The organism is Pantoea sp. BJ2 (assembly GCF_040255075.1).
Classification (GTDB): Bacteria; Pseudomonadota; Gammaproteobacteria; order Enterobacterales; family Enterobacteriaceae; genus Pantoea; species Pantoea leporis.
On record NZ_CP158292.1, the window covers coordinates 786296 to 806604 of the forward strand.

Genomic DNA, 20309 nt, shown 5'->3' on the forward strand with positions numbered 1-20309 from the left:
ACGTTTTTTCCACATCCTGAATCAGATTTTGCAGCCCGTGAAATCACGGCTGAATTGAGAAAAATTTATCATGTTAATCAAATTATTAACTAAAGTATTCGGCAGCAGCAATGATCGTACTCTGCGCCGTATGCGCAAAATCGTCGACGTCATCAATAAGATGGAGCCGGATTTCGTAAAGCTCTCTGACGATGAACTGAAAGCGAAAACTGACCTGTTCCGCGAGCGCCTGAAAAAAGGCGAAAGCCTTGAGAGCCTGATTCCTGAGGCCTTTGCCACCGTACGTGAAGCAAGTAAGCGCGTCTTCGGTATGCGTCACTTTGATGTGCAGCTGATTGGCGGCATGGTGCTCAACGAACGTTGCATCGCAGAGATGCGCACCGGTGAAGGTAAAACCCTGACCGCGACTCTGCCCGCTTACCTGAACGCGCTGAGCGGCAAAGGCGTGCACGTTGTTACCGTCAATGACTATCTGGCGCAGCGTGATGCCGAAAATAACCGTGCACTGTTTGAATTCCTTGGCCTGACCATCGGCATTAACCTGCCAAACATGCCAGCCGTGGCTAAGCGTGCAGCTTATGCCGCTGACATCACCTACGGCACCAACAACGAATACGGCTTCGACTACCTGCGCGACAACATGGCGTTCAGTCCGGAAGAGCGCGTGCAGCGTAAGCTGCATTACGCATTGGTGGATGAAGTCGACTCAATCCTGATCGATGAAGCACGTACGCCACTGATCATCTCTGGTCCGGCGGAAGACAGCTCTGAGCTGTATACCAAAGTTAACAAGATCATCCCGCATCTGGTGCGTCAGGAAAAAGAAGACTCTGAAACCTTCCAGGGCGAAGGCGATTTCTGGGTCGATGAAAAAGCGCGCCAGGCACACATGAGCGAGCGCGGCCTGGTAAAAGTTGAAGAGCTGCTGGTTAGCCAAAACATTATGGTAGAGGGCGAGTCACTCTACTCCCCGACCAACATCATGCTGATGCACCACGTTACTGCGGCGCTGCGTGCTCATGCACTCTTCACCCGCGATGTTGATTACATCGTTAAAGATGGCGAAGTGGTCATCGTTGATGAACACACCGGCCGTACCATGCAAGGTCGCCGCTGGTCAGATGGTCTGCATCAGGCGGTTGAAGCGAAAGAAGGCGTGGAAATCCAGAATGAAAACCAGACGCTGGCTTCCATTACCTTCCAGAACTACTTCCGTATCTACGAGAAACTGGCCGGTATGACCGGTACCGCGGATACCGAAGCATTCGAATTCAGCTCCATCTATAAGCTCGACACGATCGTGGTGCCAACCAACCGTCCGATGGTGCGTAAAGATATGGCCGATCTGGTCTATATGACCGAGAAAGAGAAGATTGACGCCATTATCGAAGACATCCGTGCCTGCACTGCTAAAGGGCAGCCGGTGTTAGTGGGCACAATTTCGATTGAGAAATCTGAAGTCGTTTCCAATGAACTGACGCGCGCGGGCATTAAACACAGCGTACTGAACGCCAAATTCCACGCCAGCGAAGCAGACATCGTTGCTCAGGCGGGTCAACCTGCAGCGGTTACTATCGCGACCAACATGGCCGGTCGTGGTACCGATATCGTGCTGGGCGGGAGCTGGCAGGCTGAGCTCGCCGCAATGGACGAGCCAACCGAAGAGCAGATTCAGGCGATGAAAGAAGCGTGGAAACTGCGTCACGATGCGGTGCTGGCTGCAGGCGGTCTGCACATTATTGGTACTGAGCGTCACGAATCTCGCCGTATCGATAACCAGCTGCGTGGTCGTGCGGGTCGTCAGGGTGATGCCGGTTCTTCACGCTTCTACCTGTCGATGGAAGATGCATTAATGCGTATCTTCGCTTCAGATCGCGTATCGAACATGATGCGTAAACTGGGCATGAAGCCAGGTGAAGCAATCGAGCATCCATGGGTGACTAAAGCGATTGCCAACGCGCAGCGTAAAGTGGAGAGCCGCAACTTCGATATTCGTAAACAGCTGCTGGAATACGATGACGTTGCCAACGATCAGCGTCGCGCCATCTACAGCCAGCGTAACGAACTGCTGGATGTGTCTGATGTGTCTGAAACCATCAATAGCATCCGTGAAGATGTCTACAAAACTACCATTGATACCTACATTCCGCCGCAGTCACTGGAAGAGATGTGGGATGTTGCCGGCCTGGAAGAGCGTCTGCGTAACGACTTCGATCTCAACTTGCCTATTGCTGAGTGGTTGGATAAAGAGCCCGATCTTCACGAAGAGACGCTGCGCGAACGTATCATGACCCACGCCGCGGAAAGCTATGCTGCCAAAGAAGAAGTGGTTGGCGAAGAGATGATGCGCAACTTTGAGAAAGGCGTGATGCTGCAAACGCTGGATTCGTTGTGGAAAGAGCATCTGGCAGCGATGGATTACCTGCGTCAGGGCATCCACCTGCGCGGTTATGCCCAGAAAGATCCGAAGCAGGAATACAAGCGTGAATCCTTCTCTATGTTTGCGGCGATGCTTGAATCACTGAAGTACGAAGTGATTAGCACCCTGAGCAAAGTTCAGGTGCGCATGCCAGAAGAAGTGGAAGCGATGGAGCAGCAGCGTCGTGAAGAAGCGGAGCGTTTAGCGCAACAGCAGCAGCTGAGCCATGTTGATGATGCCACCGCAGCAGCCGAAGCGTTAGCCGCACAAGGCGGGGAGCGTAAAGTGGGCCGTAATGATCTCTGCCCATGTGGTTCCGGCAAAAAATACAAGCAGTGTCACGGCCGTCTGGCCTGATAAAAAAAGGAGCCTTCGGGCTCCTTTTTTTTTGCTGACGATTTAGCGTGTTATCGCCATGAGTTTCTCTTCGTTTAGGCGCACGCCATGATACGGCAGCGTGACCAGCAAACCATCCGGTAAGCCAGCTCGCTTCAACAGCGCCCGGCTTTGGAACAGTAGCTGATGGTAATTGTTATCGCTGATGCTCGGATAGCTCTCATTCCAAACGGTGGCAATAATCTGACGCTTCGAGGTAATCCGCAGCAACAGACAGGAGAAGAATCGTTTTTGCGCTTCATTCAACGAAATAACTTTGTGTTCAGGCCACCATGTTAAGGTGTTCTTTGCGCTGTCTAACGTCAGGATGTCATGAAATACCAGATGGCGTAGGGCATGTAATTGTTCCGGCGTAGTTTGCGCCAGAAACGTTGTTTCTTTAAATTCCATAGGTAGTCGGGTTTAACAGAGGAAAGTGCTGCGAGTATTCCCAACATTCCCGGTTGCGATCCTTACGACATGTCTTAATCACTGGCTTTTGTAGGGCGTGGGACGTCACTTTCCGCTCAACGGTTAACATCACTCGATGTCTGATTTACACTCAGCGCTCATTTTATTAAAAAAGCGGAATCCAGCTTATGAAACACCTGCAGGTTGCGGTGGGCATCATTCGCAATACAGAACGTCAAATCTTCCTTGCCCAGCGTGCGGCAAGCTCCTATATGGCGAATAAGTGGGAGTTTCCCGGCGGAAAAATTGAACAAGATGAATCTGCCGAGCAGGCGCTCAAGCGTGAGCTGATGGAAGAAACCGGTATTGAAGTCACGTCGGCAAGCGCGATTGGTCAGGCCGATCACAGTTATGAAGATCTGCGCGTTACGCTGCATTTCTTCCTGGTTGAAGGCTGGAACGGCGAACCTTATGGTCGTGAAGGTCAGCCACAGCGTTGGGTCGAACAGCAGGATTTGGTCGCGGATGAATTTCCGCCTGCGAACCATGAATTGATCAGCCGATTAGTGGCTGGCGAGATTTAAGTGAAGGGGCGCTAAGCCCCTTACTTTTTACTGCTGTTCTTCGCTCCAGTCATCGCTGTCCATCTGGTCACCGCTGCTGGGAATACGTTTCTCTTCTGCTGCCCATTCACCTAAATCAATCAGCTGGCAACGTTTGCTGCAGAATGGCCGCCACGGGCTCAACTCATCCCAAATCACATCGCGACGACAATTGGGGCAAGGTACGGTAATTATCTCTTCTGGCATAACTTCCTCTAACAACAAGCTAATTCAAAATTCAGTCGGGCTGGTACTTCTCCGCGTTCGCTGTCTAATGGCAGGAAACGAATCGCATAACGGCTTTTGTGACCCGAGACCTGTGGGTACAGCGCGTCTTCCAGCGTTAATTGCAGGCGCAGTAAATCGGATCCTTCGGCGTTATCCTGATAAAAACCGTTGAGGCTGGTTTGATGACGAAATATGCCAGACTGGCGCACCAAATCGAGGATCATCGTCAAACTATTACGCAGCGGATTTAGTGATGCCAGCCAGCCATTCACCTGAACATCTCGCACTGCTTGCTCCTGATGCAGCCAGATGTGCAGGCTGGGTAGATCGAAACTGCAGCAGCCGCCCGGAATGCTCAAACGCTGACGTACCAGAGCAACCAGGCGATCTTCACGTAACTGTTGGCCCATGCGCGGTGCCGCCATGAGTTCGCTTGAGCATTGCTTCAGCTGCTGACGCAGATCATTCACGCGCAGTTCATCAATGCCTGGCACATCCAGCCAGGCGCGTAATTTTTGTTGCTGGCGCTCCAGTTCTTTTAACAATTCAGTGCGCATATCTCCGCGCTCAAAAATATCCAGTAAATCGCTAAGAATACGGAAAACGCCGAGTGCTGATACCGAACCGTTAACCGGCACCGTTTCATGCAGCTGATCAATCAGATATTCGACGCGCAGCCAGGTGCGCATCTTCTCATTCAATGGGTGTTCAAACAGAACAATTGTGCTCATGATGTTAATCCTTTCCGGTTGCTGCCAGGCGTAGATAGCGCTGGTGAAGCTCAGCAACGCGCGGTAGCACCTGTTCAGGCGTACCACTGTTATCAATGATGTCATCCGCACAGGCCCGACGCTGTTCGTGACTAGCCTGTGCGGCAAGAATATTTTTCGCCTGACTTAGCGAAATACCATCTCGTTGTTGGGTGCGTTGCAACTGCGTGGCGGTATCCACATCCACGACCAACACGCGATCGGCCTGATGCTGTAAGCCGTTTTCGACCAACAGCGGCACCACCCAAAGCACATAAGGTGAGGTGGCCAATAATTTTAATTGTTGCGTGCGGGCGTTGATGAGTGGATGAAGCAACTGATTGAGCCAATTTTTCTCTTGTGGCTGTTGGAAAATAATTTCACGAAGCCGCGCACGATAGAGCGTGCCTTCTGCCGTCAAAATGGTATCTCCATGACGCTGAGCAATCGCCTTTAGGGCAGGCGTTCCGGGCTCAACAACTTCTCTGGCAATGACGTCAGCGTCAATAATATCAACGCCTAGCGCTGCGAAAGCGTTGGCAATAGTGGTTTTACCACTGCCAATGCCGCCGGTGAGCGCAACGGTATAAGGCATAGCGTTCTCGCAAAATTTATATCGTGAGCGGCGATTAACCACAGCAAGATGAGAGCATGATCACAATCAATTTTCTCAGCTAAATTTAAGGGATTGTAGCCTAAATAAAGTGAAATTCGCAGTCTTGTCGCGGAACGAATGGCGCGTATGATAACGACACTGGAGCCGTGAGCGCTACCCGAACCGCGGTTCGTCGTCACTAACCAGGATAATCAGCTATGCGCATTGAAGAAGATCTAAAACTGGGCTTTAAAGATGTTTTGATCCGCCCAAAACGTTCCACTTTGAAAAGCCGTTCCGAGGTTGAGCTGGAACGCACCTTCACCTTTAAACACTCAGGCTTGAACTGGAGTGGCATACCGATTATTGCCGCCAACATGGATACCGTCGGTACTTTCACGATGGCTGAAGCCCTGGCGAGTTTTAACGTACTGACCGCAGTGCATAAACATTACAGCGTGCAAGAGTGGCAGGCGTTTGTGCAGCGCGCGCCAGCTGCGGTGCTGAGTCATGTGATGGTCTCATCCGGTACCTCAGAATCAGATTTCACGAAGTTATCCGCCATTCTGGCGTTATCACCGCAGCTCAACTTTATCTGTATCGACGTTGCTAACGGCTACTCTGAGCACTTCGTTCAGTTCCTGCTGCGCGTGCGTGAAAGCTTCCCTGGTAAAACCATCTGCGCAGGCAACGTGGTTACCGGTGAAATGGTGGAAGAACTGATTTTGTCTGGCGCAGACATCGTCAAAGTGGGTATTGGCCCCGGCTCAGTGTGCACCACACGCGTGAAGACCGGCGTTGGTTATCCTCAGCTTTCTGCCGTTATCGAGTGCGCAGATGCGGCACACGGTTTAGGCGGACAGATCGTCAGCGACGGCGGCTGCTCGGTTCCAGGTGACATTGCCAAAGCTTTCGGGGGCGGTGCAGATTTCACCATGCTCGGCGGCATGCTTGCGGCACATGACGAGTGTGAAGGAACCATCGTTGAAGAACAGGGTGAGAAATTTATGCTGTTCTACGGCATGAGCTCCGAATCTGCCATGAAACGCCACGTTGGCGGTGTTGCGCAATACCGTGCGGCGGAAGGCAAAACCGTGCGGTTGCCAGTGCGCGGCCCGGTTGAGGAGACGGTTAAAGATATCCTTGGCGGTTTACGCTCAGCCTGTACCTACGTCGGTGCAGAACGATTGAAAGAGCTGACGAAACGCACTACCTTTATCCGCGTCGCTGAACAAGAGAACCGCGTGTTCACTCGCTGATCTCTGCCAACGGGCGCGCATCGCGCGTGCCCGTCATCGAATGGCATCGCCAAGACCAAATACCGGCAGATACATTGCAATCACTAAGGTGCCAACAATCCCGCCGATTACCACCATCATCATCGGTTCCAGCGATGCCGCCAGAGCATCAGCGCGCGCTAATGTTTGCGCCTCGTGCCACTCCGCCAGCCGTGCCAGCATCACATCTAACGCACCTGCTTCTTCACCCACTCGGATGAGTTGGGCACACAGGGGTGTAAACAGCAGATGCTGTTGCAGCGCCTGATGCAGCGGCGCACCCGCAGCAATGTGTTGCTGCAACTGAACGATGGCATCGCGCCACAATCGCGATACCAAGGTCACTTCAACCGCCTGCAGGCTTTGCAACAAGGTCAAACCGGATTGTTGTGTAAGTTGCAGGATGGCGTATATCTGGCTGAGCTGCCCGCCGCGCCACAGCGAAGATAACAGTGGCATGCGCAGTAACCATTGATGTACGCGCTTTTGCCACGGTACCGAACGTCGATAAGTCTGCTGCACAATCATCAGTAATACGGCACCTACCAGCGACAGCGGCAGCGCGGCCTTCTGCAGCAGTTCTGACAGCGACATCACTGCAGCAGTAAAAGCGGGCAGCGGCGCATCAAAACTGGCATAGACAGAGACAAATTCTGGCAAAACAAACAGCAGCATGCCAGCACTGACCGCGAGCGCTACCAGCAAGATAAACAGGGGATAGCGCAGCGCCTTCACCACTTTTTGCCGTAAGTATTGCTGCTTGCTTTGCTGCTGCGCCAGCTGGCGACAGCACTCGTCGAGTTGGCCGGTTAATTCACCCACTTGCATCAAAGCGGGAAACAGCGGGGGAAAGATCTGCGGCCACTCCTGCAAGGCTTGCGAGAAGGGCTCACCGGCGATGACGCGGCGCTGCAATCCTTTCAGTAATACCCGCCAACCGGCATGAGGATGGCCTTCTGCCAGCAGAATCAGACTTTCCGCCAGCGGTAAGCCGGCCTTTAGCAGCGTCGCCAGTTGCCGCACCAAATCGATTTTTTGCTGCCACTTCCAGTCGCGCGAACGCCAGCATTTTCCACGCTGCCAGTTCACCGGCAGCATGCCGCGATCGGAGAGTTGATTGAGCAACGCATCCTGGCTGGCATTAAGTGATTCGCCCTCCTGCAGCACACCCATGGTATCAAGAGCCTGCCAGCGGAAATGATAGAGATTAGCCATCGCCCAGTCCCACCACGCGCTGCATCTCTTCGAAAGAAGTATCGCCGCGACTTACTGCTTCCAGCCCCGCAGCTAGCAATGTTTTCATTCCCTGCTCATTTGCCAGCGTTAGCAGATGTTCCAGCGGCATATCTGCCGAGATAGCATTCTGCAATTTGCTGGTTAGCGGCAAGACTTCAAACAGCGCCAGCCGCCCGTAATAGCCGGAGAAGCAGTGATCACAGCCCGGCGCTCGCCAGGTTTGCAGTGTGCCCGGCCAGAGTTCGGCCGGCAGATGGGCGATGGCTTGTCCCGGCTGACGGCAATGCACGCACAAGCGTCTGACCAGACGCTGCGCCACCACCAATTGCAAAGCGGGGCCCAGCAGATAACCGGGAATATCCATCTGGCGCAGGCGCGTCAGGGTTTCAGCAGTCGAGTTAGTATGCAGTGTGGAAAGCACCAGATGGCCGGTCTGCGCTGCTTTAACGGCGATGCTGGCCGTCTCGGCATCACGAATTTCCCCCACCATAATCACATCGGGATCCTGGCGCAGTAGTGCGCGCAGCACACGATTGAAATCGAGCCCGCTACGCGGCTGGATCTGCGTTTGATTAATACCATCCAGCGGGATCTCAACCGGATCTTCCACGCTACAAACGTTCTTCTCTGGCACATTAAGCGCGCTTAACCCGCTATAGAGCGTGAAGGTTTTACCGCTGCCGGTCGGTCCGGTGACCAGAATCAAACCCTGCGGTTTCGCTAGCGCGTTTTTCAGTAAACGCAGCTGTGCTGCGGGCATGCCGAGTTTATCGAGGGTGATGGCGCTGTTTTCACTTTGTAGCAGCCGCACCACGGCTTTTTCGCCCTGGCTTACCGGTAGCGTTGAGAGACGAAACGCCGCCAGTTTGTCCTCTATTTCCAGCGTAAACTGTCCGTCCTGCGGCAGACGCCGTTCGGCGATATCCAATCCTCCAAGAATTTTCAGGCGCGCCAGAATCGCAGCGGGTTGTGCTTCAGAAGGCTGCGGTAGTTTGTGCAACACGCCATCGATGCGCAGACGCACCCGCAGTCCATGGCGCTGCGGTTCAAAATGCACATCTGAGGCGCGCCGCTGAATGGCCTGGCGCAAAATCTGATTGACCGCGTTAATCGCTGACTCAGCGCTGGCCTGTTCACGTGGTGCTGCAGCGGCATCCGGCTCGTGCAGCAACTGCTCAAGCCGTGCCGCAGGCCAGCACTCGACCTCCACCTTGCACTGGCTGGCGAACTGTAGCGCTTCCAGCAGCAGCGGATCGGGTGTGTCGGCTACCGCTACGCGCAGTAGTGTGGCGTCATGGTGCAGAATCACCGCCTGATAACGGGCGCACAACGTGTGCAGCGCACTATTAGGGTTGTCCATCAGTTGGCATCCTTGTCGGCAAAGCGAAACTGCTCGAAGCAGCTATCGCGCAGGCTGCTGTTATCGCTGGTACAAGTGCGTTGCCAGCTCAACGTGCCATCCGTTGCGCTCCAAATCGGCAGCATTTCAACCGTTAATCCGCTGAGACTTTCCTGGCCGGTCAGGTTGATGGTTCCGTTGACCACGCTCAGCGTTGCCACATAGCGCGAACCTTTGGCCACCGGAATGCCGCGTTCTCCTGCCTGACACTGCGCCGGTCCGCCGCGCTCAATGGCACAGAGTTCTACTGCTGTTTTGTACGGCACCATGGTTTGCAGCATGTCGGTGAGCGCTGCGCGTTGCAGGTAGTTTTGATAAGCCGGTAAACCGATGGCGCTGAGAATGGCGACGATGCCAATCACAATCATTAATTCGATAAGGGTAAAACCGCGTTGTCTGTCCATAGTGAGGCTCCTTGTTGTGGAGCCGCTACGGTAGAAAAGGGCGAGGGAAAGCGGAAGTCATGGCTGCGCGAGGCTGGAAAGCATCTCGCAGAGAATCGTCAGATTTACAGCGGAGATAACTGCATTTTGGAAGCCAGCTCGCATATCTGCCGCACTAACACGCGGCAGAACGGGGCATTAAAGCTCGCGGAAACGCATCGACAGATCCAGCGCGCGCACATGTTTGGTCAGCGCGCCGACAGAGACATAATCAACGCCGGTCTGGGCAATTTGTGGCAGCGTGGTTTCGGTTACGTTGCCAGAGACTTCCAGCAGCGCGCGTTTGTGGGTTAGCGCAACCGCTGCATGCATCATCTCAAGGCTAAAGTTGTCGAGCATGATGATGTCCGCTCCGGCATCGATGGCATCCTGCAGTTCCGTCAGCGATTCAACTTCAACTTCTACCGGCACATCCGGCGACAGCCACAGCGCTTTTTCTACGGCGTTACGCACCGAGCCGCTGGCGATAATGTGGTTTTCTTTTATCAGGAAAGCATCCGAAAGGCCTAAACGGTGGTTATTACCGCCACCGCACAGCACCGCATATTTCAGCGCGCTACGCAGTCCTGGCAAGGTCTTGCGTGTATCAAGCAACTGGGTTTGGCTGCCCGCCAGCAGGGCGACATAACGGCTGACCTCGGTGGTCACGCCAGAGAGCGTCTGCACGAAGTTGAGTGCGGTGCGTTCTGCGGTTAACAGCAGGCGCGCCGGGCCGGTAAGCTCGAACAGCAGCTGATCGGCAACCAGCGCTTGTCCATCTTCAACATGCCAGTTAAGAGTGACTTTATTACCGAGCTGGATAAAGACTTCCTCTACCCAGCGTTTACCACAAAAAACACCGGCTTCACGGGTGATGACTTTTGCCACCGCCTGCTTGTCTGCCGGCAGCAGCAACGCCGTGATATCGCGATCCGCATCCACTTCGCCGCCTAAATCCTCCTGAAGCGCCCGGGCAACGGCCTCCGGGATATCCTGTTCAATACGTTTAATTAGCTCCTGACGGCGATGATCGGGATCGTAACGACGCGTTGCCATGGTTTGCCCCTTATAAGACGAAATTTCGTGCGCTCACCTTAGCCTGATTTATCGACCATTGCCAGTTGCTGGCGGTGAAATGTTTAGTATCCTGAACTCGGCCGCGTCGGCGCATTAAGTCGCAAGTCTGCTGGGTGAAACATGTTATTCTCAGCCTGATTTTGCTTAGGATTTAACAGCATGAAACTGGAAGAGGGCTGGATTACCAGCGCGCGTAAAGTACCTTCACCACACTTCAATCAGCGTCCAAATGATGAAGTGCCCTCGCTGTTGGTGATTCACAACATCAGCTTACCGCCCGGTGAGTTTGGCGGGCCGTGGATTGATCGCTTATTTACCGGCACGTTGCCTGCCGATGCGCATCCCTATTTTGCGGACATCGCCCATTTACGCGTGGCAGCGCACTGCTTAATCCGTCGCGACGGCGAGCTGGTGCAATACGTCTCTTTCGATCAGCGCGCCTGGCACGCCGGCGTGTCGCAATTTGAAGGACGTGAAAGCTGCAACGATTTTTCCATGGGCATTGAACTGGAAGGCACTGATACGCTGCCCTATACCGATGCCCAGTACGCGACTTTGCAACAGGTGACTCAACTCCTGCTGCAGCACTATCCGTTGACGCCAGCGCGCATCACCGGCCATAGCGATATCGCACCAGAGCGGAAAACCGATCCCGGTTCCTCTTTTGACTGGTTGCGCTATAAAGAATCCATCAGGCAGGAGAATCCCTGAGACAGCAGGAGCGGGTATGACGTTGTTTAGCTTGTTATTGGTTTTAGGTTGGGAACGCCTGTTTAAGTTGGGTGAGCATTGGCAACTGGACCATCGGCTGGAGCCGCTGTTTCGTGGCCGCCAGCGTTTTTCCCTGCTGCGCACGCTGATGATGACAGTGATAGCGATGCTGATCGTCTGGCTGGTGGTGTGGAGCCTGAAAGGCATCTTGTTTGGCGTGGCGCAACTGCTGTTCTGGATTTTGGTGGGATTGCTGTGTATCGGCGCGGGTTCGGTGCGACTGCACTATCACAGCTATCTCAAAGCCGCGAGCCATGACGATGAAGCGGCGCATCAGGCGATGGCGGCCGAACTGACGCTGATTCACGGCGTGCCGGTTGAGTGCAGCGAGCGCGAGTTCCTGCGTGAACTGCAGAACGCGCTGATTTGGATTAACTTCCGCTTCTATCTTGCGCCGCTGTTCTGGTTTGTGGTCGGTGGACCTTACGGCCCGGTGCTGCTGGTGGGTTATGCGTTTCTGCGCGCCTGGCAGAGCTGGCTGGCTAAGCATCAGACGCCGCTGGCGCGCTCGCAGTCTGGCGTTGATCGTCTGCTGCACGTTTTGGACTGGATCCCCGTGCGTTTGGCCGGCGTGGCTTACGCGTTGCTCGGCCACGGCGAACGTGCGCTGCCAGCGTGGTTTGCCGCGCTGGGCGATCTGCATCGCCCGCAATATCAGGTGCTGACCAGCCTGGCGCAGTTCTCGCTGGCGCGCGATCCGCACATGGATAAAGTCGAAACGCCACGTGTTGCAGTGGCGTTGGCGAAACGTATTTCTCTGGTGCTGGTGGTGGTGGTCGCGCTGTTGACGATCTACGGCACGCTGGTGTGATCGGCTGGCGGCACGCCAAAATCCGGTGTGCCGTCTTCACGCCAGTCGAAATATTTCAAGCGCGTATGGCGATTCGGATCCCACAGCGGATCGCCCTCAATTTCGGTGTAATTACGCGCGTGATACACCAGCACCGCTCTTCCCGCTTCATCCACCGTAAAGCTGTTGTGTCCCGGCCCGTACTGCTGATTATCCCAGCTGGTGGCAAATACCGGTCGCGCGGATTTACGCCAGGCGTTGATGTTGAGCGGATCGGCCAACACATCAATGCTTAATATCCCCAGACAGTAATTTTCATCGGTCGCGCTAGCGGAATAGGTGACAAACAGCTGGTCGCCATGCTGAATCACCGCCGGTCCTTCATTAACGCTAAATCCTGCGCACTCCCATTCATACTCCGGTCGGCTCAGCATCAGCGGGGCGCTTTTTAGCGTCCACGGATTGAGCAACTCGGCAAGATACAGGTTAGAGTTTCCGGGAATCGCCGGATCTTTTTGCGCCCACAGATACCAGTGTTTACCTTGATGGTGGAAGTAGGTGGCGTCCAGTGAGAAGGAGTCGATGGGCGTATGTACGCGGCGGCAGGGCTGCCAGTTACCGCTCAGCGGATCGGCATCATTACACACCAGCGCATACATGCGGTGCTGGAACAGGCCATCTTTTATCGCCCGCGTCGGTGCGGCGGCGAAATAGATCACCCATTGCCCGTTGATGTGATGCAGTTCTGGCGCCCAGATCAGCGCGCTAAACGGGCCGGTATCCGGTTTGTGCCACACCGTTACCGCTTCTGCCTCAATCAGGCCAGCCAGCGTTGAGGCATAGCGAATCTCCAGTCGGTCATATTCCGGCACCGAGGCGATAAAATAGTAGCCATCGGCATGGCGCAGAATAAAGGGATCGGCGCGTTGCGTAATAAAAGGATTGGGCCAGCTCATTTGATCTCTCCAGGTTGCGCGGTCGCAGAGGACGCGATAGGGGATTCGTGGTGTGAATGGGCACGGCGCAGCGCCAGGTCGGCCTGAATCGTACGCATTAAGTTGCGATCCACTTTCATTAAACGCACCACGCCGGCAGTGATCAGATATCCCACGCCCGGAATCACCGTGAACAGCAGCATGATGCCGTTAATCGCGTTGGGGGCCTGCTGTTTTGCGCCGGCATCGTAGCCATAAATCGACAGCAGGAAACCGACCATCGCCCCCGCAACCGCCAGCCCCACTTTGAGGAAGAACAGGTTGCCGGAGAAGCTCATACCAGTGATGCGTTTGCCGGTTTTCCATTCGCCGTAATCATCCACGTCGGCCATCAGCGACCAGTGCAGCGGCGAGGGAATCTGGTGCAGGATATTCAGCAGGAAGTAGGTGATGACCACCGCGACGGTGGCGTGCGGATCAATCCAGTAGAAGCCGCAGGAGAACAGCGCCAGCGCGATGTTGGTCCAGAAGAACACCTTGAGCTTGCACCAGCGATCGGTGAGGATTTTTGCCAGTGTGCTGCCGAACATCATGCCGATGACGCCCAAGCTGATAAACAGCGTGGCAAAGTGCGTTGATTGCCCCATCACCCAGGTGACGTAGTACATGGTGGCGGCCATGCGGATAAAACCGGGGCAGACGTTGCAGAAGGTCAGCAGCAGAATGCGCACCCACTGATCGTTTTTCCACACGTCGCGCAAGTCTTGTTTCAAATCATCGTTGCTTGGCGTGGCCGGGCGAATGCGTTCACGCACATTGGCAAAACAGAACAGGAACATCGCCAAACCGATCAGCGCCAGCACGCCCATGGCCATTTGATAACCGCGCGCTTTGTTGTCGCCGCCAAACCATTCGGCCATCGGCAACAGCGAAAGTGAGAGGATCAGCGTGGCAATGCCCACCATCACAAAGCGATAGGACTGACATGACACGCGCTCACCCGGATCGTTGGTGATCACACCGCCCAGCGAGCAGTAAGGGATGTTGATGGCGGTGTAAGTGAGTGACATCAGGAAGTAAGTGACAAATGCCCAAATAACCTTGTTGTCGTAGCTCCACTCCGGCGTGGTGAACATCAGCACGCTAAACAGCACGTAAGGCACGGAAACCCACAGCAGCCACGGACGGAAGCGGCCCCAGCGACTTTGCGTACGATCGGCAATGGCGCCCATGATCGGATCGGTTACCGCATCAAGTACGCGTACCGACAGTAATAGCGTACCGACCAGCGCCGGGGCTAAACCAAACACATCAGTGTAGAAATAATTGAGGAACAGCATGATGGCACCGCCAATCATGTTGCATCCGGCATCGCCCATGCCATATCCCAGTTTCTCTCTGAACGAGAGGGCTGCTCCTTTCATTGATCGTCTCCAGCGATATGATGAGCAGGAATTATCTGTGCAAAATCAGTAATCTGCTGGGGAGCAAATGGTCGGGTAGATGGACAAAACGCGCGGGCGGGGAAAAGTGTGAGCCAGATCAGAAGTGCTGCCCGGCAACAGCGTGCCGGGCAGGAACAACATTACGCTTTCTGTAGTTTGTTTTTGATGGTGTAACCGATAGCCAGAATCACCAGCCATACCGGAATCAACCATACCGATATCGCCATGCCTGGCGTCATCAGCATAATGACCAACACACCGGCGAGGAACACCAGGCAAATCCAGTTACCCAGCGGATAGAGCACCGCTTTGAAGCGCGTGGTGACACCTTGCTGGTCTTTCTTTTTACGGAATTTCAGATGCGCGAGGCTGATCATCGCCCAGTTGATCACCAGTGCAGAAACCACCAGCGCCATTAGCAGGCCAAAGGCTTCGCCTGGCATCAGATAGTTGATCAGTACACACAGCAGGGTCGCTACGGCTGAGACCAGAATGGTGGCGACCGGCACGCCGCGACTGTCCACTTTCAGCAATGCTTTCGGCGCGTTACCCTGTTGCGCCAGGCCGAACAGCATGCGGCTGTTGCAGTAAACGCAGCTGTTGTAGACCGAAAGCGCCGCCGTCAGGATTACCACGTTCAGCGCGTTGGCCACAAAGGCATCGCCCAGCTCATGAAAAATCAGCACGAACGGGCTGGTATCCGCCGTCACGCGCGTCCACGGCAGCAGCGAGAGCAGCACCGCCAGTGAGCCAATATAGAAAATCAGAATACGCCACAGCACCTGATTGGTGGCTTTCGGGATGCTCTCTTGTGGATTGTCGGCTTCTGCGGCAGTGATGCCCACCAGCTCCAGACCACCAAACGAGAACATAATGATTGCCATCATCATCACCAATCCGGTCATGCCGTGAGGCAGGAAGCCGCCCTGATCCCACAGGTTGCTGACGCTCGCCTGCGGGCCGCCGTTGCCGCTAAACAGCAACCAGCCACCGAACAGAATCATGCCGATGACCGCGACCACTTTGATAATCGCGAACCAGAACTCCATCTCACCGAACACTTTGACGTTGGTCAGGTTAATGGCGTTGATCAATACAAAGAAGATGGCGGCGGTGGCCCAGGTAGGAAAATCCGGCCACCAAAATTGTACGTACTTGCCCACAGCGGTGAGTTCGGCCATGGCAACCAGCACATACAGAACCCAATAGTTCCAGCCCGAGGCGAAACCGGCGAAGTTGCCCCAATATTTGTAGGCGAAGTGACTGAAGCTGCCGGCAACCGGCTCTTCAACCACCATCTCGCCGAGTTGGCGCATGATCAGAAAGGCAATAAAACCGGCAATCGCATATCCCAGAATCACGGCCGGACCGGCCGATTGAATCACTGATGCGCTACCCAGAAACAGGCCAGTACCTACGGCTCCGCCCAGCGCAATCAGCTGAATATGGCGATTCTTTAAGCCGCGGTGCAGCGTGTCGCCATGCTGTTGTTCCATACAAACCTCGTGATGTTGTTATTGTGCACCTGCAGTGCGCGCACTGTAAGGCTGTTTACCTTAATGTATTCTTTTCTTTACGGTATCTGGCGTGCTGTGTGCATGCATGAGCTACCATGGCGTTCAGAATAGTGATAAGCGCGACAGTTTGCACCTGCTTTTGCTTTTTGTGCTGAGAGATGACTGAAAAAGCAGCAGCATCCTCTGCGCGCCCGTCGCAGTATTTCTGCCATGAAAAAAGGGTGAACACGAATAGGTTTCCCTTATGGTTGGGCCGTTTTTCGGGGGCTAACTCAGTGTAAGGTTAGGTAAAAGTGCAATTCGTTAACATTTGCCGCGTGCGGGGGATTTCTCGCTTGATGCCGGTAGGTTAGCGCACCAGCGCTACGATCCTCCCCTGAAGTGTGACCGCACCCATATAGACACAAGGTGAATACTTTGTTACTTTACCGGCACCATTTTTCAATTGGTATTACCAATTTACTCTGGACGTTTGGCTGATAAGAAGGGAAGATGGCCTACAGTAAAATTCGCCAACCCAAGCTCTCCGATGCGATTGAGCAACAGCTGGAATCCCTCATTATGGAAGGGACGCTCCAGCCGGGTGAAAAACTGCTCCCCGAGCGTGAACTGGCGAAACAGTTTGATGTCTCACGTCCATCCCTGCGCGAAGCGATTCAGAGCCTGGAAGCTAAAGGCCTGCTGCTACGTCGTCAGGGCGGCGGCACCTTCGTCCAAAAAAATCTCTGGCAAAGCCTGAGCGACCCGCTGGTCGGTCTGCTTGCCGAACATCCAGAATCTCAGTTTGACCTGCTGGAAACCCGCCACGCGCTGGAAGGCGTGGCTGCCTATTACGCGGCACTGCGGGGAACCGATGAAGATCTGCAGCGCATCCGCGACTGCCACGTTCATATTCAGCAGGCACAGGACAGCGGCGATCTCGACGCCGAAGCGGATGCAGTGATGAAGTATCAGATCGCTGTCACAGAAGCCGCCCATAATGTGGTGTTGCTGCATCTACTGCGTTCCATGGGCCCTATGCTGGAACAAAACGTCCGTCAGAATTTTGAATTGCTCTACGCTCGTCGGGAAATGCTGGCGAAAGTGAGCGGTCACCGCGCCAGTATCTACGAGGCGATTGTAGCTCGTGAGCCAGAACAAGCACGCGAGGCATCTCATCGTCACCTGGCGTTCATTGAGGAAATCTTGCTGGATAGAAGTCGGGAGCAGAGTCGTCGTGAACGCTCCCTGCGTCGTTTACAGCAACGTAAGGAATAACGCACGGCAACGAACGTGCGGAAAACACGACGGGCCTGTCTTCTTGTGCTGTGAACCAGAAGCAAAGCACAAGAAGACAGGCTCCTGATAATTTCAACGTATTAGACACAGATAAGGAATACACCCCATGTCAGAACGTTTACAGAATGACGTGGATCCGATCGAAACTCGTGATTGGCTACAAGCGATCGAATCGGTCATCCGTGAAGAAGGTGTTGAGCGCGCGCAGTATCTGATTGATCAGGTAATGAGTGCAGCACGCAAAGGTGGCGTGAAAGTTGCCGCAGGTTCCTCTGCAATCAGCAACTACATTAACTCTATTGCTGTTGAAGATGAGCCGGACTATCCGGGCAACACCTCTCTTGAACGTCGTATCCGTTCCGCAATTCGTTGGAACGCCATCATGTCGGTGCTGCGTGCGTCGAAGAAAGATCTGGAGTTGGGTGGCCATATGTCCTCCTTCCAGTCTTCCGCGACCATTTATGAAGTGTGCTTTAACCACTTCTTCCGCGCGCGTAGCGACAAAGACGGCGGCGATCTGGTTTTCTTCCAGGGTCACATTTCTCCAGGTATCTACGCCCGCGCCTTCCTTGAAGGTCGCTTGAGCGAAGACCAAATGAACAACTTCCGTCAGGAAGTGCAGGGCAAAGGTCTCTCTTCTTACCCGCACCCGAAACTGATGCCGGACTTCTGGCAGTTCCCAACCGTATCAATGGGCCTGGGTCCGTTGAACGCGATCTATCAGGCGAAATTCCTGAAGTATCTGGAACACCGCGGTCTGAAAGACACCTCAGCACAAACCGTTTACGCCTTCCTCGGTGATGGCGAGATGGATGAGCCGGAATCCAAAGGTGCGATCACCATCGCCACCCGCGAGAAGCTGGACAACCTGGTGTTCATCATCAACTGTAACCTGCAGCGTCTGGACGGCCCGGTCACCGGTAACGGTAAGATCATCAACGAGCTGGAAGGCATCTTTGCCGGTGCTGGCTGGAACGTGATCAAAGTGATTTGGGGCGGTCGTTGGGATGAACTGCTGCGTCAGGACACCAGCGGCAAGCTGATTCAGCTGATGAACGAAACCGTTGATGGCGATTACCAGACCTTCAAATCCCGTAACGGCGCGTACGTGCGTGAGCACTTCTTCGGTAAATATCCGGAAACCGCAGCTCTGGTGAAAGACTGGTCAGACGAAGAGATCTTCGCGCTGAACCGCGGCGGCCACGATCCGAAGAAAGTCTACGCTGCACTGAAAAAAGCGCAGGAAACCAAAGGTCAGCCAACGCTGATTCTGGCCCATACCATCAAAGGTTATGGCATGGGTGATACTGCTGAAGGTAAAAACATCGCCCACCAGGTTAAGAAGATGAACATGGATGGCGTTCGCTACATCCGCGATCGCTTCAATGTGCCGGTGGCCGATGACAAAATCGAAGAGCTGCCATACGTCACCTTCGAAAAAGGTTCTGAAGAGTACAACTATCTGCACGGTCAGCGTGAGAAGTTGGGCGGCTACCTGCCAACGCGTCAGGCGGAGTTCAGCGAGAAGCTGGAAATGCCAACGCTGGAAGAGTTCCGTCCACTGCTGGAAGAGCAGAATAAAGAGATCTCCACCACCATCGCCTTCGTGCGTGCATTGAACGTGATGCTGAAGAACAAGTCGATCAAAGATCGTCTGGTTCCAATCCTTGCCGACGAAGCCCGTACCTTCGGTATGGAAGGTCTGTTCCGTCAGATTGGTATCTACAGCCCGAACGGTCAGCAGTACACCCCGCAGGACCGCGAGCAGGTTGCGTACTATAAAGAAGACGAGAAAGGCCAGATTCTGCAGGAAGGGATCAACGAGCTGGGCGCAGGTTCATCCTGGCTGGCGGCGGCGACCTCTTACAGCACCAACAACCTGCCGATGATTCCGTTCTACATCTATTACTCGATGTTCGGCTTCCAGCGCATCGGCGATCTGATGTGGCTGGCCGGCGATATGCAGGCACGCGGCTTCCTGGTGGGCGGTACTTCAGGTCGTACTACGCTGAACGGCGAAGGCTTGCAGCACGAAGATGGTCACAGCCACATTCAGTCGCTGACTATCCCGAACTGTATCTCTTACGATCCGTCTTACGCGTACGAAATCGCGGTCATCATGCAAGATGGCCTGGTGCGTATGTACGGCGAAGCGCAGGAAAACATCTACTACTACATCACCACGCTGAACGAAAACTACCACATGCCTGCGATGCCGCAGGGTGCGGAAGAGGGTATCCGTAAGGGTATCTACAAGCTGGAAACCGTAGAAGGTAGCAAAGGCAAAGTGCAGCTGCTGGGTTCAGGTTCAATTCTGCGTCACGTGCGTGAAGCCGCGCAGATCCTGGCGAAAGATTACGGCATCGCTTCTGACGTCTACAGCGTGACCTCGTTCACCGAGCTGGCGCGTGATGGTCAGGATTGTGAGCGCTGGAACATGCTGCATCCAACCGATGAGCCACGCGTACCTTACATCGCGCAAGTGATGAACGAAGCACCGGCCGTCGCATCGACCGACTACATGAAGCTGTTCGCAGAACAGGTTCGCAGCTACGTGCCTTCCAGCGATTATCGCGTGTTGGGTACCGATGGCTTCGGTCGTTCTGACAGCCGTGAAAACCTGCGTCACCACTTCGAAGTGGATGCATCGTATGTGGTTGTGGCTGCGCTGGGTGAGCTGGCTAAACGCGGTGAAATCGATAAGAAAGTGGTGGCAGAAGCCATCACCAAATTCAATATCGACGCCGATAAAGTTAACCCGCGTCTGGCATAAGAGGTAAGAG

The 20309-nt window shown here is 54.4% G+C and carries 18 protein-coding genes; 7 read left to right on the plus strand and 11 right to left on the minus strand.

The features are described 5' to 3' along the window. Positions 1–70: 70 nt before the first annotated feature. Positions 71–2776 carry a preprotein translocase subunit SecA gene (secA, locus tag AAF463_RS03465; RefSeq protein WP_101762109.1) on the plus strand — a complete coding sequence of 902 codons (2706 nt, stop codon included), beginning with the start codon at positions 71–73 and terminating at the stop codon, positions 2774–2776. Positions 2777–2818: 42 nt separating this feature from the next. On the opposite strand, the gene AAF463_RS03470 is transcribed toward secA, so the two are convergent. Beyond that, entirely contained in the window at positions 2819–3205 is a 387-nt protein-coding gene (locus AAF463_RS03470) for a response regulator (protein WP_101762108.1), read from the minus strand. 188 nt (positions 3206–3393) lie between these two features. On the opposite strand from AAF463_RS03470, the gene mutT reads away from it, so the two are divergent. Then, a complete protein-coding gene (gene mutT / locus AAF463_RS03475; RefSeq protein ID WP_101762107.1) occupies positions 3394–3789 on the plus strand; it encodes an 8-oxo-dGTP diphosphatase MutT in 396 nt (131 codons plus the stop codon). A 27-nt stretch (positions 3790–3816) separates the two neighbouring features. Here the strand turns inward: mutT and yacG are convergent, their stop codons facing one another. The 3 genes from yacG to coaE are packed head-to-tail and all read right to left on the minus strand — an operon-like array spanning position 3817 to position 5379. Continuing rightward, positions 3817–4014, minus strand: coding sequence for a DNA gyrase inhibitor YacG (gene yacG / locus AAF463_RS03480; protein ID WP_061718119.1), 198 nt, complete (start codon positions 4012–4014; stop codon positions 3817–3819). A gap of 8 nt (positions 4015–4022) precedes the next feature. Beyond that, a complete protein-coding gene (gene zapD, locus AAF463_RS03485) occupies positions 4023–4766 on the minus strand; it encodes a cell division protein ZapD (protein ID WP_101762106.1) in 744 nt (247 codons plus the stop codon). 4 nt (positions 4767–4770) lie between these two features. Then, a complete protein-coding gene (gene coaE / locus AAF463_RS03490) occupies positions 4771–5379 on the minus strand; it encodes a dephospho-CoA kinase (RefSeq protein ID WP_350261529.1) in 609 nt (202 codons plus the stop codon). Positions 5380–5597: 218 nt separating this feature from the next. Here coaE and AAF463_RS03495 point away from each other — a divergent pair, with 218 nt between their 5' ends. Next, positions 5598–6638 (plus strand): GMP reductase, encoded by a 1041-nt coding sequence (locus AAF463_RS03495; RefSeq protein WP_176970696.1) that lies wholly within the window; start codon positions 5598–5600, stop codon positions 6636–6638. 33 nt (positions 6639–6671) lie between these two features. On the opposite strand, the gene hofC is transcribed toward AAF463_RS03495, so the two are convergent. From hofC to nadC, 4 genes are all read right to left on the minus strand, one after another. Continuing rightward, a complete protein-coding gene (hofC, locus tag AAF463_RS03500; RefSeq protein WP_277974523.1) occupies positions 6672–7871 on the minus strand; it encodes a protein transport protein HofC in 1200 nt (399 codons plus the stop codon). Beyond that, positions 7864–9252 carry a type II secretion system protein GspE gene (gene gspE, locus AAF463_RS03505; RefSeq protein ID WP_350261530.1) on the minus strand — a complete coding sequence of 463 codons (1389 nt, stop codon included), beginning with the start codon at positions 9250–9252 and terminating at the stop codon, positions 7864–7866. Before gspE ends, hofC begins: the two co-directional genes overlap by 8 nt. Continuing rightward, a complete protein-coding gene (ppdD, locus tag AAF463_RS03510) occupies positions 9252–9695 on the minus strand; it encodes a prepilin peptidase-dependent pilin (RefSeq protein ID WP_350261531.1) in 444 nt (147 codons plus the stop codon). The genes gspE and ppdD overlap by 1 nt, the downstream gene beginning before the upstream one ends. Positions 9696–9872: 177 nt before the next feature. Continuing rightward, complete coding sequence (gene nadC, locus AAF463_RS03515; protein WP_350261532.1) at positions 9873–10769, minus strand: carboxylating nicotinate-nucleotide diphosphorylase; 897 nt, start codon at positions 10767–10769, stop codon at positions 9873–9875. A 180-nt stretch (positions 10770–10949) separates the two neighbouring features. Between nadC and ampD the strand changes: the two genes are divergently transcribed. Beyond that, positions 10950–11501 carry a 1,6-anhydro-N-acetylmuramyl-L-alanine amidase AmpD gene (ampD, locus tag AAF463_RS03520; RefSeq protein WP_101762099.1) on the plus strand — a complete coding sequence of 184 codons (552 nt, stop codon included), beginning with the start codon at positions 10950–10952 and terminating at the stop codon, positions 11499–11501. A gap of 16 nt (positions 11502–11517) precedes the next feature. Beyond that, positions 11518–12372: a beta-lactamase regulator AmpE gene (gene ampE, locus AAF463_RS03525; RefSeq protein WP_192235712.1), complete on the plus strand. Its 855-nt coding sequence runs from the start codon at positions 11518–11520 to the stop codon at positions 12370–12372. On the opposite strand, the gene AAF463_RS03530 is transcribed toward ampE, so the two are convergent. From AAF463_RS03530 to aroP, 3 genes are all read right to left on the minus strand, one after another. Then, the gene (locus tag AAF463_RS03530) at positions 12354–13307 is read right to left on the minus strand and encodes a family 43 glycosylhydrolase (protein ID WP_101762097.1); all 954 of its coding nucleotides are present in this window, start codon (positions 13305–13307) and stop codon (positions 12354–12356) included. The genes ampE and AAF463_RS03530 overlap by 19 nt on opposite strands. Continuing rightward, entirely contained in the window at positions 13304–14710 is a 1407-nt protein-coding gene (locus AAF463_RS03535) for an MFS transporter (protein ID WP_350261533.1), read from the minus strand. Before AAF463_RS03535 ends, AAF463_RS03530 begins: the two co-directional genes overlap by 4 nt. Positions 14711–14871: 161 nt before the next feature. Continuing rightward, positions 14872–16227 carry an aromatic amino acid transporter AroP gene (gene aroP / locus AAF463_RS03540; RefSeq protein WP_110867537.1) on the minus strand — a complete coding sequence of 452 codons (1356 nt, stop codon included), beginning with the start codon at positions 16225–16227 and terminating at the stop codon, positions 14872–14874. 513 nt (positions 16228–16740) lie between these two features. Between aroP and pdhR the strand changes: the two genes are divergently transcribed. Continuing rightward, positions 16741–17505: a pyruvate dehydrogenase complex transcriptional repressor PdhR gene (gene pdhR, locus AAF463_RS03545; protein WP_008108566.1), complete on the plus strand. Its 765-nt coding sequence runs from the start codon at positions 16741–16743 to the stop codon at positions 17503–17505. A 127-nt stretch (positions 17506–17632) separates the two neighbouring features. After that, a complete protein-coding gene (gene aceE, locus AAF463_RS03550; RefSeq protein ID WP_101762093.1) occupies positions 17633–20299 on the plus strand; it encodes a pyruvate dehydrogenase (acetyl-transferring), homodimeric type in 2667 nt (888 codons plus the stop codon). Positions 20300–20309: the final 10 nt, after the last annotated feature.

Bases quoted from the DNA above. Each gene is read 5' to 3' on its own strand.
- coaE (WP_350261529.1), bottom strand. From the start codon at position 5,379: ATGCCTTATACCGTTGCGCTCACCGGCGGCATTGGCAGTGGTAAAACC.
- ampE (WP_192235712.1), top strand. From the start codon at position 11,518: ATGACGTTGTTTAGCTTGTTATTGGTTTTAGGTTGGGAACGCCTGTTT.
- AAF463_RS03470 (WP_101762108.1), bottom strand. From the start codon at position 3,205: ATGGAATTTAAAGAAACAACGTTTCTGGCGCAAACTACGCCGGAACAA.
- aroP (WP_110867537.1), bottom strand. From the start codon at position 16,227: ATGGAACAACAGCATGGCGACACGCTGCACCGCGGCTTAAAGAATCGC.
- secA (WP_101762109.1), top strand. From the start codon at position 71: ATGTTAATCAAATTATTAACTAAAGTATTCGGCAGCAGCAATGATCGT.
- nadC (WP_350261532.1), bottom strand. From the start codon at position 10,769: ATGGCAACGCGTCGTTACGATCCCGATCATCGCCGTCAGGAGCTAATT.
- ampD (WP_101762099.1), top strand. From the start codon at position 10,950: ATGAAACTGGAAGAGGGCTGGATTACCAGCGCGCGTAAAGTACCTTCA.
- AAF463_RS03530 (WP_101762097.1), bottom strand. From the start codon at position 13,307: ATGAGCTGGCCCAATCCTTTTATTACGCAACGCGCCGATCCCTTTATT.
- yacG (WP_061718119.1), bottom strand. From the start codon at position 4,014: ATGCCAGAAGAGATAATTACCGTACCTTGCCCCAATTGTCGTCGCGAT.
- mutT (WP_101762107.1), top strand. From the start codon at position 3,394: ATGAAACACCTGCAGGTTGCGGTGGGCATCATTCGCAATACAGAACGT.
- pdhR (WP_008108566.1), top strand. From the start codon at position 16,741: ATGGCCTACAGTAAAATTCGCCAACCCAAGCTCTCCGATGCGATTGAG.
- aceE (WP_101762093.1), top strand. From the start codon at position 17,633: ATGTCAGAACGTTTACAGAATGACGTGGATCCGATCGAAACTCGTGAT.
- ppdD (WP_350261531.1), bottom strand. From the start codon at position 9,695: ATGGACAGACAACGCGGTTTTACCCTTATCGAATTAATGATTGTGATT.
- zapD (WP_101762106.1), bottom strand. From the start codon at position 4,766: ATGAGCACAATTGTTCTGTTTGAACACCCATTGAATGAGAAGATGCGC.
- gspE (WP_350261530.1), bottom strand. From the start codon at position 9,252: ATGGACAACCCTAATAGTGCGCTGCACACGTTGTGCGCCCGTTATCAG.
- AAF463_RS03535 (WP_350261533.1), bottom strand. From the start codon at position 14,710: ATGAAAGGAGCAGCCCTCTCGTTCAGAGAGAAACTGGGATATGGCATG.
- AAF463_RS03495 (WP_176970696.1), top strand. From the start codon at position 5,598: ATGCGCATTGAAGAAGATCTAAAACTGGGCTTTAAAGATGTTTTGATC.
- hofC (WP_277974523.1), bottom strand. From the start codon at position 7,871: ATGGCTAATCTCTATCATTTCCGCTGGCAGGCTCTTGATACCATGGGT.